This window comes from Rhodococcus sp. MSC1_016, assembly GCF_023667485.2.
GTDB lineage: Bacteria > Actinomycetota > Actinomycetes > Mycobacteriales > Mycobacteriaceae > Rhodococcus_F > Rhodococcus_F oxybenzonivorans.
Genome location: NZ_JAMOZI020000001.1, coordinates 4,691,339 through 4,709,571, shown reverse-complemented (window position 1 = coordinate 4,709,571; position 18,233 = coordinate 4,691,339). Strand labels below are relative to the sequence as shown.

General features: G+C 68.4%; 1 protein-coding gene. It reads left to right on the top strand.

The annotated features are described in order from the left end of the window. Positions 1–114 precede the first annotated feature (114 nt). Positions 115–18,054 carry a non-ribosomal peptide synthetase gene (locus L1080_RS21820; protein ID WP_250772885.1) on the top strand — a complete coding sequence of 5,980 codons (17,940 nt, stop codon included), beginning with the start codon at positions 115–117 and terminating at the stop codon, positions 18,052–18,054. The last annotated feature ends 179 nt before the right edge of the window (positions 18,055–18,233 follow it).

The window sequence follows — 18,233 nt, the reverse complement described above, 5'->3', positions numbered from 1 at the left end:
GGTTATGCAACCCTACGTAAGTTGTCCCACGGGGTGTAACCACCGCAGGGCACACGTAGTCGGTCACCGGAGCAAGAGTCGTCTCGCCGCTCCTAGTAGATAAGAGAACGATTCGTGGAACCGGCAGAGTTCGCGGCTGGTACGTCCGCCCGCGTTGACACCAGTGTCAACGAGAACGATTCGCACTTTTTCGCCCTCACCGCCGCTCAGCGCGGTATCTGGTATGCCCAGCACCTCATGGGCGAAGTGCCGATCACGATTGCGCAGTACATCGACGTCGAGGGCGCTCTGGATGTCGATGCTTTTCGACGTGCAGGTCAGGTCGCTGCCCGCGAGATCGGTAGCGGGATGCTCCGGATCGTCGAAATCGACGGCGAACCGCTCCAGACTGTCGACCTCACTCTCGACGACGGGGTGGGACACCACGATTTCCGGGCGGAGCCGGACCCCCACGCTGCCGCAGTCGAGTGGATGCGCGCCGACTACACCGCACCGCTGGATCTGCTCTCGGACCGGCTGATCCGGGCGGCCACCCTGCAGATCGGTGATCACCACCATCTCTGGTACTGCCGTATCCACCACATCGCGCTCGACGGCTACGGCGCCATGAAGTTCATGAGCCGCGCCGCCGAGTTGTACACGGCCGAGATCCGGGGTGTGGAGCCGACGCCGTCGGTGGCGGGTGACCTCCGAGAGGTTTCGGCCGCCGAGGACGCATACATCGGTTCTTCCCGGTACCTCACCGACCGCGACTACTGGGCGACCCGATCCCGGAACCTCCCCGTCCCGGTCAGCCTCGCGGGCCGCACTGCCCCGGCGCAGGCTCGGTCCCGCTGGCACGGCGGGCAGGTGCCCACCGACGTCGCCCGGTCGGTGGACGGGGCGACCTCGCGTCTCAACTCCGCCTTCGCGGCTGTCGCCGTGGCCGCGACCGCAGCTTTCGTCGCCCGGATGACAGGTTCGGACGACATCGTTCTCAGTCTGCCCGTGTCGGCCCGCACCAACGCCGTGCTGCGTCGATCGGGCGGCATGGTGTCCAATGTGGTGCCGCTGCGGGTGTCGATCACCCCGGACACGACGGTCGCCGCGCTGGTCTCCGCCGTCCAACTCGAACTCACCGGTGCGTTGCGCCACCAGCGCTACCGCAGCGAGGACATCCGCCGCGACGCCGGCGCCGCCCAGGATCAGCGGGGCTTCTTCGGTCCCGCGATCAACATCATGAACTTCCATTCCGAAATCACCCTCGCCGAGCTCACCGGTCGGTTCCACGTCCTGTCGACCGGACCCGTCGAGGACCTCTCGGTCAACCTGTACCCGAGCGTGGCGGGAAGTTCGTCGCGCATCGATTTCGAGGCGAATCCCGCCCTGTACGGGGCCGAGGAACTCGCCGGACACCACGCGCGGTTCCTCGACCTGCTGGCCCGGTTCGCCGACGCGGACCCGGACACCCCGGTTGCACACCTGGACGTGCTGACGGCGGACGAGCACGCACAACTCGTGCCTGCCGCCGGCCCGGCGGCACCCGACCCGTTGCTGCTGGTCGACCTGTTCGAAGCCGGGGTCCGGGCGAACCCCGACGGCACGGCACTGATTTTCGATGGAGCAACGACCGGCTACCGCGAACTCGACGAGAGCAGCACCGCGCTCGCACGTCTGCTGCTGACCCGTGGAGTGGGCCCCGGTGACTTCGTGGCGGTGTCGTTCACTCGGTCCGTCGACTCCGTCGTGGCGGTGTGGGCCGTGGCGAAGTCGGGGGCGGCGTTCGTCCCCGTCGACCCGGCCTACCCGGCCGAGCGCATCGCCCACATGTTGTCCGATTCGGGCGTGAGTCTCGGTTTGACGGCCACCGCGCACCGCGACCTGCTCGAGGGAACCGGCGTCGAATGGCTCGCCCTCGACGACCCCGCGCTCACGTCTGCGTGCGCGAAGCTGTCGGTCGCACCGGTGACGGACGCCGATCGCCCGGTACCACTGACACCCCACCACCCGGCGTACATGATCTACACCTCGGGTTCCACGGGCACGCCGAAAGGTGTGGTGGTCACGCACACCGGCCTGGCCGCGTTCGCCGCGTGGGCCCTGCCCGAGCTCGGCGTGACGCGCGACTCGCGGGTGCTGCGCTTCTCCTCGTCGAGCTTCGACGCGTCCGTGTTCGAGATGGTCCAGGCGTTCAGCGCGGGCGCGACGATGGTCATCGTGCCACCGGGCGTGTACGGCGGCGACGAACTCACGGCTCTCCTCCGTTCGCAGCGGGTTACCCACATCATCAGTGCACCCGCGGTATTGGGAACCGTGGACGCCGCCGGCCTCGACTCGCTCGAGGCCGTGGTCGTCGGTGGCGACGTGTGCCCGCCGGATCTCGTCGAGCGGTTCGGCAGCCGCTGCCGTCTCTACAACAGCTACGGCCCCACCGAGTCGACGATCGTGATCACCATGGAGGGTCCGCAGACCGACCCCGCCGCGATCACCATCGGCGGCCCGATGCAGGGCGCACGAGCAGTCGTCCTGGACCGCTGGCTGCGGCCGGTGCCGCGCGGGGTGACCGGGGAGCTGTATCTCGGGGGCCCCGGGCTCGCCGAGGGCTATCACGGCCGTTCGGGTCTGACGGCGTCGCGATTCGTCGCCGATCCGTTCCCCGGGGGCGGTGGTAACCGCCTGTACCGCACCGGCGACCTCGTGCGGTGGAGCCGCGGCGAGCAACCCGTCCTCGAGTATGTGGGGCGCAGCGACTTCCAGGTACAGCTGCACGGACTGCGCATCGAACTCGGTGAAATCGATGCGGTGCTGTCGGGGCACGAGTCGGTGGACTTCGCGGTGTCCGCCGTGCGGGAACGTGAGGGCGGCACCTCGGTGCTGGTGTCGTACGTGCGAATGCGGCCGAATTCGCGTTTCGATCAGGCCGCGCTCGCCGCGCACGCTGCCCGCCTCCTGCCCAGCTACATGGTGCCGTCCACCGTGATGGAGCTCGACCGGGTTCCGCTCACCCCGGCGGGCAAGGTGGATCGCGAAGCCCTACCCGAACCGGTCTTCGCGGTCCGCGAGTACGTGGCCCCGCGTACTGACACCGAACGGCTGGTCGCGGCCGCCTACGCCGGTGTGCTCGGTGCCGGCGTGGTCGGAGCCGAGGACGATTTCTTCGATCTGGGCGGCGACTCGCTGAGTGCCACCCGGGTGATCGGCCGGGTCAACGAGTCGGCAGGCACGTCGTTGGCCGTGCGGGTGATCTTCGAGTCGCCGGGAGTCTCGACTCTCGCCGCGGTGGTCGACGCCGCCGAGCGCGGGGACCGCCCGGCGCTGGTGGGCATCGAACGACCTGATCGTATTCCACTGTCCGCGGCGCAGTCCCGGATGTGGATCCTCAACCGCTACGACCCCGAGTCGGTGGCCTACAACATTCCGCTCGTACTGCGGCTGTCCGGCGACCTCGACACTGCTGCCCTCGGGGCGGCGCTGCGGGACGTCCTGGGGCGCCACGAGGCGCTGCGGACCGTGTATCCCGACTCTGCCGACGGCCCGTATCAGCGGATCGTCCCCCTCGACGACCTCGCGCTGGACCTCGAACCGCGCCGCGTCGACGACGAAGAACAGCTGTTCGCAGTGCTGACCGCCGAGCTGTCCACCGGTTTCGACGTGACGGCATCGGTCCCGTTGCGCAGCAGCGTATTCGAGCTGTCGCCGGGCGAACACGTTCTCGTCGTGGTGGTGCATCACATCAGTGCGGACGGCGCGTCGATGGGGCCGCTCGCCCGCGACCTGATGCTGGCGTACACCGCCCGCGTCGGCCACCAGACCCCGGACTGGACACCGCTCGCCGTCCAGTACGCCGACTACAGCGTCTGGCAGCGGCAGCTCCTCGGCTCCGAGTCCGAAGAGGGAAGTGTTGCCGCACGCCAGGCTGCGTACTGGCGTCAGCAACTGCGCGGCGCCCCGGAGCTGCTCGAGTTGCCCACCGACCGGCGTCGGCCGGCCGTGGCGTCACTGCGCGGGGAGATCTCGACGTTCCGTCTCGACAGCGCACTCGTCGAGCAAGCCACGGCGTTCGGACGCAGCCACGGCGCCACCCTCTTCATGGTGGTGCACGCGGCCCTGGCCACACTGCTCGCGCGCCTCGCCGCGACCACAGACGTGGTGGTGGGCACTCCGGTCGCGGGACGCGGCGAGCAGGCCCTCGACGACCTGGTGGGCATGTTCGTCGGCACGCTCGCATTGCGGACCCACATCGATCCGGCGTCCTCGTTCGCGGAGGTGCTCGGGCACGTCCGCGAGACCGATCTTGCGGCGTACGGCAACGCGGACCTGCCGTTCGAGCGGTTGATCGACCTACTGCAACCGGCACGCTCCCAGGCGTATTCGCCGATCTTCCAGGTTGCGCTGTCGCTCGAGGATCAGAGCGTCAACCAGCTCACGCTTCCCGGTCTGTCGGTGTCGGCACTGGATCTCGGTGTGGTGCCGGCGAAGTTCGATCTGCAGTTGACCCTCCGCCCCGACGGTGCCGCAATGGCGGCGTCCTGGATTTTCGCCACCGATCTGTTCGACCGCGACACGATCGACTCGTTCTCCGTCCGCTTCGAGAATTTTCTGCGGCAGGGGATCACCGATCCGAGATGCGCGGTCGGCGATCTGGACCTGCTGACCGCAGACGAACACGCCGCACTGACCGCGCCACCCGAACCGCCTGCCGTGGTCGCGCGCACGTTGCCGGACATCTTCACGAGCGGTGCCGGGCGCGGCGGGATCGCACTCGTGTCGGAGGAGGGGGAGCTCTCCTACGCGGACCTTGACGCGCAATCGAATCAATTGGCGCGCGTACTCATCACACACGGCGTGGGTCCGGAAACGGTGGTAGCGCTGGCACTTCCGCGGACCGCCCAGGCCGCCCTCGCCGTGTGGGCCGTGACCAAAACGGGCGCTGCGTTCGTGCCCGTCGATCCGAGCTACCCGCGCGAACGCATCGAGCACATGCTCTCCGACTCGGGTGCGGCGCTCGGGTTGACCGACACCGCCAGCGGGGCGGGGCTGCCCGGCGGCACCGAGTGGCTGCTGCTGGACGACGTCGCACACGTCACGTCGGCATCACCGGTCACCGATCGCGACCGCACTATGCCGCTGCGCCTGCAGCATCCGGCGTATCTCATCTACACGTCCGGCTCCACCGGAACACCCAAGGGCGTCACGGTCACTCATACGGGATTGAGCGCCTTCACAGCGGAGGCACGCCCGGAACTGGGCACTACGTCGCAGTCCCGCGTGCTCCGGTTGTCGTCCGCAAGCTTCGACGCCTCCGTCTTCGAAATGATTCAAGCGTTCAGCGCCGGGGCCACCCTGGTGATCGCACCGCCGTCGGTGGTCGGTGGCGAAGACCTCACCGCCCTTCTCCGCGACCAGCGCGTCACCCACGTGCTCACTGCCCCAGCCGCATTGAGCACCGTCGATGCGAGCGCACTCGGTGACCTGCGCACCGTCGTCGTCGGGGGTGAGGTGTGCCCACCGCAGCTGGTCGAACAGTTCTCCCCGGGGCGGCGTTTCTTCAACAGTTACGGTCCCACCGAAACGACCATCGTCGTCACCATCGGTGAACCGCTCACCCCGGGCGCCGACATCACCATCGGCAGCCCACTCGACGGCACGCAGGCGCTGGTCCTCGACTCCCGGCTGCGGCCCGTGCCGCGCGGTGTCACGGGTGAGTTGTACCTGTCCGGTCCCGGCCTCGCCCGCGGATATCACGCCCGGCACGGACTGACGTCGGAACGGTTCGTCGCCAATCCCTCTGGACCCCAGGGCAGCCGGATGTACCGGACCGGTGACCTGGTGCGGCTGCGATTCGACGGGCAGCTCACCTATGTGGGCCGCGCCGACTCGCAGGTGAAACTGCGGGGTCTGCGCCTCGAACTCGGTGAGGTCGAGGCCGCGCTGTCCCGGCACGGCGACGTGGTGGCCGCGGCAGCGTCCGTCCATCACCACCCCCGGCTCGGCGATCAACTCGTTGGTTACGTCGTGCCAGCGACGGGAGCCAGCCCCGACGTCTCCGGCATCCTGGCGGCCGCGGCAGAACTGCTGCCCCGCGCGCTCGTGCCGGCAACCGTCACAGTCCTCGACGCCCTTCCGCTCACCCCGGCCGGGAAGATCGACCGCCCGGCGCTGCCCGCCCCGACATTTGCGGCGCGGACGGTGTTCCGGGCGCCGTCGACCGCCTCCGAACTGCTTGTCGCGCGGGTGTTCACGGAGATCCTCGACGTCGACAGGGTGGGAGCCGACGACAGCTTCTTCGAGGTCGGCGGCAACTCCCTGTCCGCCACCCAGGTGATCGCCCGCCTGCGCGCGGCCACCAGCACGTCCCTGTCCGTGCGGTCGCTGTTCGACGCACCCACCGTCGCGGCGCTGGCCGCCGCCGTGGACACCGCCGGACGGTCCGACCGCCCGGTCCTGGAGGCACGTCCGAGACCGGATCGGATTCCGCTGTCTCCGGCGCAGGCGCGGGTGTGGTTCCTCAACCGTTTCGACCCGGGTTCCACCGTCGACAACCTGCCGCTCGCCCTCCGCCTGACCGGGACGCTCGACGTCTCCGCTCTGCAGGCAGCGCTCGGCGACGTCCTCGAACGGCACGAGGCACTGCGCACGATCTATCCCGACTCACCCACCGGCCCACACCAGGTCCTGGTCTCCATCGAGTCGGCGCTCCCGGACCTCACCGTGCTCGAGGTGACCGAGAGCGAGGCGCTGCAGCGGGCAGTGGAGTTCGCGACTACGGGATTCGACCTCACCGTGGAACCACCCCTGCGCGCAGGCCTATTCGCGGTCTCCGAGAACGAGCACCTTCTCGTCGTCGTGGTCCATCACATCGCCGCCGACGGTTTCTCGCTCGCGCCGCTGGCCCGCGACGTGATGCTCGCGTACACCGCACGTGCGCAACAGGACGAGCCTGCGTGGTCGCCACTCCCGGTCCAGTACGCCGACTACAGCCTCTGGCACCGCGAACTGCTCGGCAACGAGGACGACCCCGCCTCGCTGTTGTCCCGCCAAACCGAGTACTGGGTGCGCAGTCTCGCCGAGCTGCCGGACGAGCTCACCCTGCCCACCGATCGGCCGCGTCCACGCCGACAGTCACACCGCGGCAGCGAGCTGACGTTCGATGTCGACGCCCACACCCACGAATTGCTGCGTGAACTCGCGGCTGCTCGCGACGCCAGCCTGTTCATGACCGTGCACGCCGCCTACGCGGTGTTCCTGAGCCGGCTCTCGAACTCGGCCGACATCGTGGTTGGAACTCCCGTTGCCGGCCGGGGCGAGCAGGCCCTCGACGACCTCGTGGGCATGTTCGTCAACACCCTCGTCCTGCGGACCCACGTCGCGCCGGAGGCCACGTTCGACGAGTTGGTGGAGCGCACCCGCGAAGCCGATTTGGGTGCGTTCTCGCATGCCGACGTGCCGTTCGAGCGGCTGGTAGAAGTTCTCGATCCGGTTCGCTCGCAGGGTCGGCACCCTCTGTTCCAGGTCGCCCTGTCCTTCCAGAACCTAGCCCCCACCACGTTCGACCTGCCGGGACTCGCAGTCTCGACCGTCCCGGCGGAGCTGCAGACGGCCGAGTTCGATCTGCATCTGACCCTCACCGAACAGGCTGACGGCGGAATCCACGCGTCCTTCACCTACGCCACCGACCTGTTCGACGCGTCGACCATCGCAACGTTCGCCGAACAGTTCACCCGCATCCTGCGGGCCGTGGCCGCGGACCCATCGACACCGGTCGGTGACGTGGCCGTGCTCGATGCGTCGGAATACACAGAGTTGGTCGACATTCGCAACCGGACGGACCATCCGCTGCCCGAGGCCCTGCTGCTCGACGCCTTCGCGGACCAGGTACGCAGGACCCCGGATGCGCCGGCACTCGTCTTCGAGGGTGAATCGCTGACCTACCGGGAGTTCGCGGGTCGGGTGAACCGGTTGGCGCGGGTTCTGATGTCCGAGGGCGTGGGTCCGGAATCTCTGGTGGCGTTGGCCATGCGCCGATCTGTCGACCTGGTCGTCGGCATGTACGCGGTTCTGACCGCGGGCGGTGGTTATGTTCCCGTGGATCCGGACCATCCGGCCGACCGTATCGGGTACATCCTCGATGCGGCCGATCCGATCTGTGTCCTGTCGACCTCTCGCGACGCATTTGCGAGTGATCGGTCCGTCATCCTTGTCGACACCCTCGATGTCGACGCCGTTTCGTCGGCACCGCTGACCAATTCGACGGTGCACCCGGATGGTGTCGCCTATGTGATCTTCACGTCGGGCTCGACCGGCAAGCCCAAGGGCGTCGCGGTGACGCACCGGGCGATCGTGAACCAGATCGCCTGGATGCGTTCCGAGTACGCACTCGACGCGTCGGACGTGTACTTGCAGAAGACCGCAACGACATTCGATGTGTCCCTGTGGGGTTACTTCCTTCCGCTGGCTACCGGCGCGACGTTGGTGGTCGCGACACCGGACGGGCACCGCGACCCGCAGTACCTCGCCGAGACCATTCGAGAGCACCGGGTGACGGTCACCGACTTCGTGCCGTCCATGTTGTCCGTCTTCGCCGACGGTGTCGGACGTGAGGCGTTGACCACGCTGCGGCACGTGTTCGTGATCGGTGAGGCTCTGCCCGCGGCGACCGTTCGGGACTTCACCGAGATTTCGGCGGCCCGGATCCACAACCTCTACGGGCCCACCGAAGCCGCCGTCTCCATCACCTACGCCGACGTCACCGACACCCCCCAGGGCGGCGCCGTCAGCATCGGCGTCCCCGAATGGAACAGCCGCGTCTACGTCCTCGACTCGAGGTTGCACCCCGTCCCCGCCGGAGTCCCCGGCGAGCTCTACCTCGCCGGCATCCAACTAGCCCGCGGCTACCACGGCCGTGTCGACCTCACCGCCGACCGCTTCGTCGCCGACCCCTTCACCAGCGCGGGGGAGCGGATGTACCGCACCGGTGACCTCGTCCGCTGGACCACGACCGGTGAACTCGTATACATCGGGCGCACCGACTTTCAGGTCAAGTTCCGTGGCCAGCGCATCGAGCTCGGTGAGATCGAGACCGCTCTGCTCGCCCATGCTCAGGTGTCGCAGGCGGCGGTGCTCGTCGTCCCGACCGGCACCGGCGATCATCTCGTGGGCTATGTCGTCCCAACCGCGGGTTCGGACGTCGACGTCGACGAATTGCGCACCGCGATCGCACACACGCTGCCCACCTACATGCTGCCCGAGACCGTCCTGGTCCTCGACAGTTTCCCCCTCGGCACGTCCGGCAAACTCGACCGGAAGGCCCTGCCTGCACCCATTTTCGAGGCTCGCGTTTTCCGGGCGCCGGTCACCGCGACCGAAAGCGTTGTCGCCGAGGTGTTCGCCGACGTCCTGGGTGTCGAGCGGGTCGGCCTCGACGACGACTTCTTCGCCCTCGGTGGCAATTCTCTGATCGCCACCCAGGTCGCCGCCCGACTCGGCCGTGCACTCGACAGCAGAGTTCCCGTGCGGGAGCTGTTCGATGCTCCTACCGTCGAGGCACTCGCAGCGCGCGTTGCCCTCCTCGCTGGAACGGGCGGCGGAACGGCACTCGTGGCCGCTCCGCGTCCCGAGCGAATCCCGTTGTCGTCGGCGCAGAACCGGATGTGGTTCCTCAATCGCTTCGATCCGGAGTCGGCGGCGTACAACCTTCCGCTCGCGATCCGGCTGACGGGGACGCTGAACGTCGCGGCCCTCCACACCGCGGTCCACGACGTGCTGGAACGGCACGAGTCGCTGCGCACGGTCTTTCCCGACAACGGTGACGGCCCCGTGCAGGTGATCCTGCCTGCCGACCGGGTCGACCTCGATCTCACCCCGGTCGACGTGACCACCGACCAACTTGTGGGTGAGGTGACCCGCGTCCTGCACGGCGGCTTCGACGTGACCGCGGGAATTCCCCTTCGCGGGAGACTTCTGCGCACCGCCGTCGACGAGCATGTCCTTGTCATTGTCGTTCACCACATCAGCGGCGACGCCGTGTCCATGGGTCCGCTCGCTCGCGATGTCATGGTCGCCTATACCGCCCGAAGTGCGGGACACGCCCCGAACTGGTCACCGCTTCCGATGCAGTACGCCGATTTCGCGATCTGGCAGCACGCGGCACTGGGTTCCGAGTCCGATCCCGAATCACTGGCCGCACAGCAGATCCGGTACTGGACCGAGACGCTGTCCGGGCTGCCGGACGTGCTGGAGCTGCCCACCGATCGGCCCCGCCCGGCCGTGCCGTCGCAGCGCGGCGACACCGTGCGCTTCGACGTTCCAGTGGACACCGCCCTGGCGCTCGAGCAGACGGCCCGCGATCACGGCGCCTCCGTGTTCATGGTGCTGCACGCGGCGCTGGCGGTCGTGCTGTCGCGGGTGTCGTCGACGTCCGACATCGCCGTCGGCACCCCGGTCAGCGGTCGCGGCGAGCAGCACCTCGACGACCTGGTCGGAATGTTCGTCAACACCCTGGTCCTGCGTACGCACGTCGCTGCGCACGAAAGCTTCACTGAACTCCTGACACGGGTGCGCGACACCGACCTCGGCGCGTATGGGCACGCGGACATTCCGTTCGAGCGGCTCGTCGACGTCCTCACTCCCGTCCGCACTCAGGCCCACACACCCCTGTTCCAGGTGGCGCTGTCGTTCGAGCACCGCGGTGTCACCCGCTTCGAATTGCCGGGCGTGACCGTGGAACCCGTTCCGTTCGAGGCGGACACCGCGCAGTTCGACCTGGCGTTGGTCCTGACCGAAGGCGATTCGGCGAGTGCATTGTCGGGCGCGTTGCGATTCGCCACCGACCTCTTCGACCGGGCGACCGCCGAGGACATCGCCCGGCGATTCGTCCGTGTCCTCGACGCAGTGGTGGCCGATTCGGGCGCGATCGTCGGCGACATCGACCTCCTCGATCCGAGCGAGTGGGCGGCGGTGTGCGTACGGGGTGCGCCGTCGGCGACTCCGACGACACTCGCCGGCCTGATCGACGTCGCTGTCCGGACCGACCCGAACGCGCCTGCGCTGAGCTGGAACGGTCGCGAGTACACGTATCGCGAGGCGGACGAGTGGTCCACGCGCCTGGCCCGGCTACTGCTCGAGCACGGGGTGGGACCGGAATCCTTCGTGGCCCTCGCTCTCCCGCGGTCGCTCGAATCGGTGCTGGCCGTGTGGGCGGTGGCCAAGACCGGTGCGGCGTACGTGCCCGTGGACCCGACATATCCGGCGGATCGCATCGCGCACATCCTCACCGATTCCGGCGCCGCCCTCGGCGTCACGCTGTCCGGTGAACGGGCCGCGCTGCCGGACACCGTCGTCTGGCTGACCCTCGACACCGAGGATGTCACCGCCCGACACCAGTCGGCGAGCGCCGAGCCGATCACCGACGCAGACCGGATCCGCCCGGTCCGCGTCGAGAACCCGGCATACATGATCTACACGTCGGGCTCGACGGGTCTGCCCAAGGGTGTCGTGGTCACGCACGGCGGCGTTGCGAACCTCGCCGCCGAACGTCGCGAGCATTACCGCATCGAACAGTCGTCCCGGTTCCTGCACAAGGCATCGCCGAGCTTCGACATGGCCGTCGGCGAGATGGTGTCGGCGCTGAGCGCCGCCGCCACCTTGGTGATCACACCGACCGAGGTCGTGGGCGGCGACGAACTGTCCGGCCTCCTGGACCGTCAGCAGGTCACCCATGCGCTGATCACCCCGGCGGTGCTGGCCACGATGGATCCCGGCGGACACCCGCAGTTGCGGGTGCTCGGGGTCGGTGGCGAGGCCTGCACTCCCGAACTGGTGGCCCGCTGGCAGCCCGGACGCACCATGCTCAACGGTTACGGACCCACCGAGGCCACCGACATCTCCATCGTCGGCGACCTCGTAGCTGGTGCGCCTGTCACGATCGGGCATCCGGTGCGTGGATTCGAGGTCATGGTTCTCGACGCCCGCTTGCGGCCCGTTCCGGCTGGTGTTTCCGGTGAGCTGTATGTCGCGGGACCGGCATTGGCGCGCGGCTACCATGCCCGGCACGGCCTGACCGCCGAACGGTTCGTCGCCAACCCCTACGGCGCACCCGGTGAGCGCATGTACCGCACCGGCGACATCGTCCGCTGGACCGGAACGCACGGACTCGAGTACTTCGGCCGGGGCGACAGTCAGGTGAAGATTCGGGGCAACCGGATCGAGCTGGGGGAGATCGAGTCCGCGGCGACCCGCCACGACACGGTGGGCCAGGCCGCCGTCGTCGTCCACGACACCCCGTCGGGGCAGCGTCTCGCGGCCTACCTCGTGCGTGCTCCCGGTCACGCACTCGACACGGACGCCATCCGGCGCCACCTCGAGGACGCCCTGCCTGCGCCCATGATCCCGGACGCCTACATGGTGATCGAGGCGCTGCCCGTGACGGTGAACGGGAAGCTCGACCGAGAAGCGCTGCCCGAACCGGTCTTCGTCACCGCGACCGCGCGTTTCCGGGCGCCGGTCACCGACAACGAGAAGATCCTGGCGGGCGTGTTCGCCGAGCTACTCGGCGTCCCGACGGTCGGTGTGGACGATTCGTTCTTCGGTCTGGGTGGCGACAGCATCGCGTCGATCCAGCTCGCGTCGAGGGCGAAGGCGCACGGGTTGATCATCTCGCCCCGGGACGTGTTCGAGCACAAGACCGTTGCGTCCCTCGCGCAGGTGGCGGCCCACGCCACCGACACCGAACCCGTCGTGCTGGAGGAACTTCCGGGCGGTGGTGTCGGCCGGATGCCGCTCACTCCGGTGATGCATCTGGTCACCGAACGCGGTGGCACTCTCGACCGCTACTCGCAGTCGGTCGCACTGGAGTTGCCGGTGGGCATCGACCGGGCAGGTCTGATCGCGACCCTGTCGGCCGTGATCGAGCACCACGACATCCTGCGTGCCCGCCTCGTCGGCGAAAACACGCTCGAGGTGGCACCGGCAGGCGCCGTCGACGTCGACTCTCTCGTGCACCGGATCGACTGGGATCCGCGGACGGATCCGACCGAACCGGCTCGGCGTGAACTGGATTCGGCGCTGAACCGCCTGAACCCGCGGGCCGGCATCATGCTGCAGTGCGTCTGGCTCGACCCGGTCGGCGTACCCGGACGGAGCGGCCGTCTGATCGTCTCCGCCCACCACCTCGTGGTCGACGGCGTGTCCTGGCGCATTCTGATTCCGGATCTGATCGCCGCGTGGGCGCAGATCTCGTCCGGTGAGGCTGCGACGCTCCCGCCGGTCGGCACGTCGATGCGCCGGTGGGCGCACGCCCTGACCGAGGACGCGCACACCCCGGAGCGAGTTGCGGAATTGCCGTTCTGGCAGGGGATTCTCGACGGTCCGGACCCGACGCTCGGGTCCCGGCCGTTCGACCCCGCAACCGACGTCCTGGCCACGGTCGACCACGTGCGCGTCGAACTCGACGCGGCGGTGACGCGATCACTGATGACGTCCGTTCCCGCTGCCTTCCGGGGTGGCGTCGGCGACGGGCTGATCGCCGCGTTCACACTGGCCGTGAGCGCCTGGCGGCGTCGCCGGGGAATCGACGAGTCCTCACTTCTCCTGCAACTGGAGGGCCACGGACGCGAGGAGGAGGCGGCGCCCGGCGCCGACCTCTCCCGCACGGTCGGATGGTTCACCAGCGTGTATCCGGTTCGGATCGACCTCGGTGGAATCGACGTCGACGCCGCCCTGGCCGGGACAGGCGACACCTCCCGCGCCGTCAAGGCCGTCAAGGAAAACCTGCTCGCACTACCTGCCCGCGGGCTCGGCTACGGGCTGCTGCGCCATCTCAACTCCGAGACCGTCGCGGCGCTGGACAACCTCCCCACCCCTCAGGTCAGCTTCAACTACCTGGGCCGGGTATCGGCGGCGGACATTCCGGAGGAGTTCGCGCACTTGGGCTGGACGCCCACCACTGACTTCGGCGACCTCGGGGGCGTTGGCAACGACGACATGCCCGCCGCCGCCGTTCTCGACATCAACGCGATCGTCACCGGTGTGGACGGTGAGTCCAGGTTGACGGCCACCTTCTCGTATCCCCGGGAAGTGCTGTCGGCGGCCGACGTCCGGGAGCTTGCGGACCTGTGGACCAGTGCGCTCATCACGGTCGCGGCGCATGTGGACAGCGGAACGGCGGGCGGGCTCACGCCGTCGGACGTGCCCCTCGTCGCGGTGGGGCAGCGGGACCTCGAACTGTGGGAAGAGCAGTACCCGGCGCTGTCCGACGTCTGGTCGCTGTCGCCGCTGCAGCACGGGCTCGCCTTCCATGCGCAGCTCGCGCAGGACACGGTGGACGTCTACACGACGCAGACGGTGCTGAAACTCGGTGGCGTCGTGGACGCCGACCGGATGCGTACAGCGATCTCCGCCCTGCTCGACCGGCACGCAAACCTGCGCACAGCGTTCGTCGGTGCGAGTACCGGCGAACTCGTGCAGGTGGTCCTCGACAGCGTGGAGATCCCCTGGCGCACCATCGATCTCGGGGCCGTGGACGAGTCCGCTCGAGCCGCTGCGCGGGACGCGGCGCTCACCGCAGACCGCGAGCGCCGGTTCGACCTCGCTGAGCCGCCGCTACTGCGGTTCACGCTGATCGACGGCGGCGACGGGCACCACGTCCTGGCCGTGACTCTGCACCACATCCTCGTCGACGGCTGGTCCATGCCGTTGCTGTTGAAGGAACTCCTCGTTCTGTACGCCACCCGAGGTGACGCGTCCGTGTTGCCGCGGGTGCCGTCGTACCGCACGTTCCTGTCGTGGCTGGCATCGCGAGACCGCGCCGCCTCCCAGGACGTGTGGGCCGAGGCGCTCGCCGGTATGGAGCAGCCGACTGTCGTCGGCTCCGACGGTTCCGGACAGGCGGGACCGACCGCAGTGACGGCGGTGGACGCAGACGCCGGACCTGAGCTGTCCACCCGGCTTACCGCACTCGGGGCGGAACTCGGTGTCACGCTCAACACGCTCGTCCAGGCCGCATGGGGAATTCTGCTGTCCCGCATGCTCGGCCGCGAAGACGTGGTGTTCGGGGCGACGGTATCGGGCCGCCCCGCGGAACTCGAGGGCGTCGAGTCGATGGTCGGCCTGTTCATCAACACCCTGCCCGTGCGGGTGCGCATCGACCCGGACGAATCGGCGGCCGGCCTCCTGATCCGAGTGCAGCGCGAACAGGCGACTCTGCTCGATCACCACTACCTCGGCCTGAGCGAAGTCCAGCAGATTGTGGGCAGCGGCGCCCTGTTCGACACGCTGACGGTGTTCGAGTCGTATCCCGTGGACACCGCAGCACTGGCCGAGGTGACCTCGATCGACGGCATGACCGTCCTCGGTGTATCCGGCGAGGAAGCCACCCACTACCCGCTCAATCTCACGGTGTTCGCCGACGACGGGTTGCGGTTCACGCTCAGGTACCGCACCGATGTGTTCGACGAGACGTACGTGACCGCGCTCCGCACACGGCTGCTGAGGGTTCTCTCCGCACTGGTGGCCGACCCCGCCGCACCGATCGGCCGGATCGAAATCCTCGACCCCGACGAGCACGCGGCCCTCGCGCCTGTGCGCGGTCTTCCGGCCGCGGCGCCGACCACCCTCGCCGGGATCATCGACGCCGCCGCACGTACCGCCCCGGAACGGGTCGCGCTGTCCTGGAAGGGCCGAGACTGGACGTACCGCGAGGCCGATGCCTGGTCGAATCGTCTGGCCCGGTTGCTGCTCGCGCAGGGTGTCGGACCCGAAACGTTCGTCGCTGTGGCGTTGTCGCGGTCGGTGGAATCGGTGCTGTCGGTATGGGCGGTGGCTAAAACGGGTGCCGCCTACCTCCCCGTCGATCCCACCTACCCGACGGAGCGCATCGACCACATGCTGTTCGACTCCGGCGCCCGCATCGGCATCACCGTCGCTGCGGATCGGGATGGATTGCCGGACAATACCTCCTGGCTCCTTCTCGACGAGATCACAGACACGCTCGACGCCATCCCGGCCACCCCGGTGACCGACGCGGAACGCGCGCGGCCTGTGCGTATCGAGAACCCGGCGTACATGATTTACACGTCCGGTTCGACAGGACGGCCGAAGGGTGTCGTCGTCACCCATGGCGGCCTTGCGAACCTCGCCGCCGAACGCCGTGAGCACTACCGCGTCGAGCAGTCGTCCCGGTTCCTGCACAACACCTCGCCCAGCTTCGACATGGCGGTGGGCGAAATGATGTCCGCCCTCTCCGCCGCAGCGACCCTGGTGATCACCCCACCGAGCGTGATCGGCGGGGACGAATTGGCCGCCTTCGTCCGGGACGAGCACGTGACGCATGCGCTCATCACCCCGGCGATGCTGTCCTCGATCGACCCTGAGGGGCTGGAGGAACTGCGCGTCCTCGGTGTCGGTGGTGAGGCGTGTACTCCCGAACTGGTGGCCCGTTGGCAGCCGGGACGCATCATGCTCAACGGTTACGGACCGACCGAGGCGACCGATATCTCGACCGTCGGTGACCTCGTGGTTGGCGCGCCGGTCACGATCGGGCATCCGGTGCGTGGATTCGAGGTCATGGTTCTCGACACCCGCTTGCGGCCCGTTCCTGCCGGTGTTTCGGGTGAGCTGTATGTCGCGGGACCGGCATTGGCGCGCGGCTACCATGCTCGGCACGGCCTGACCGCCGAACGGTTCGTCGCCAACCCCTACGGCGCACCCGGCGAGCGCATGTACCGCACCGGCGACATCGTCCGCTGGACCGCAGCGGGCGAACTCGAGTACAGCGGCCGCTCGGATCACCAGGTCAAGATCCGGGGTTACCGCATCGAACTCGGTGAAATCGACGCCGCCGTACTGGCACACCCCGACGTCGACTACGCGATCACCCTCGGCCGCCGCGGCCCGTCGGGTGACACCGTGCTGGTGTCCTACGTGGTCCCCGCCGCGGGGTCCGCGCCAGACCCCGCTCGGGTGCGCGCATTCGTGTCAGAGTTCCTTCCGACGCACATGGTGCCGTCGGCGGTGGTGTGCATCGATTCCGTCCCGCTCACCCCCACCGGGAAGCTCGACGTCGATGCGCTTCCGCGCCCCGATTTCGTTGCTGCCGAATACCGTCGGCCGAACGAGGGACACGAGAGCACGGTCGCGGCTGTGTTCGCCGAAGTCCTGGGAGTCGACAGGGTCGGCGCCGAGGACAACTTCTTCGACCTCGGTGGCACATCGCTGTCCGCGATGCGGGCGGTGAGCCGACTACGGGCCGGCAGCGACGTGACCGTGTCGCTGCAATGGCTGATGACCGAGCCGACACCCGCCGCGATCGCCGCCCGCATGGACGCGGCCGACGACGACACCGAGGACCCCGCGCTCGACGTGGTCTTCCCGATCCGCGCGGGTGGGGCGGGTGCGCCGATGTTCTGGATCCACCCGATCAGCGGACTGGCCTGGTGTTACACGGGATTCACCGAACACATCGACGAAAACCGCCCCGTTTTCGGCATTCAGACCCCGGCCGTCGTCGGAGAGGTGCTGCCCGGCTCGATCGAGGAACTTGCCGACCGGTATCTCGTCGAGGTGCAGCGGATCCAGCCCGAAGGCCCCTACGATCTGGCCGGCTGGTCGATCGGTGGCGTCATTGCCCATGCGATGGCGGTGCGACTGCAGGAGACCGGCCACGTGGTGGGTTCACTCGTCATGCTCGACAGCTTCGCGGAAAAGCAGCAGTCGGAGGGCAGCGGTGAGGCGGCGGTTCGCGAGGAGGACACGGCGGACGTGCTGTCGGCCCTGAACCCCGAGCACCTGCATCGCCTGACCGCGGCCGCGCACCACAACGCCACCCTCATGAGCGACTACCGGCCAGGGTTGTTCGACGGCGACGTGCTGTTCTTCACGGCGGCGCACGACGATCCGACGCTGCGGCGTGCGGTCGGCACCTGGCGTCCCTGGGTGAACGGTCGGATCGCGAACCATCCTGTGGCTGCGAATCATTGGCAGATGACCGAACCTTCCGCGGTCAGTGTGATCGGCCCACTGCTCGCCGCACACTTGGCGGACGCCGTGCATCACGCTTGGAGAATGGAGATCGACCGATAAGACCCGCCGGGCGGTGATGCGACGGCTGGTGCTGACGTCACAAGCTCTTCATTTCTTCCGCTTTCGGACGATCTGAGTCGACTCGAGCGCCTTCTCTCGTTTCTCCGCCCGACGCTCTTTGAGGGCACGTGCGGACTGTTTCGAACTTCTGACGGTGGACTTGTCAGCCATTGTCGGTC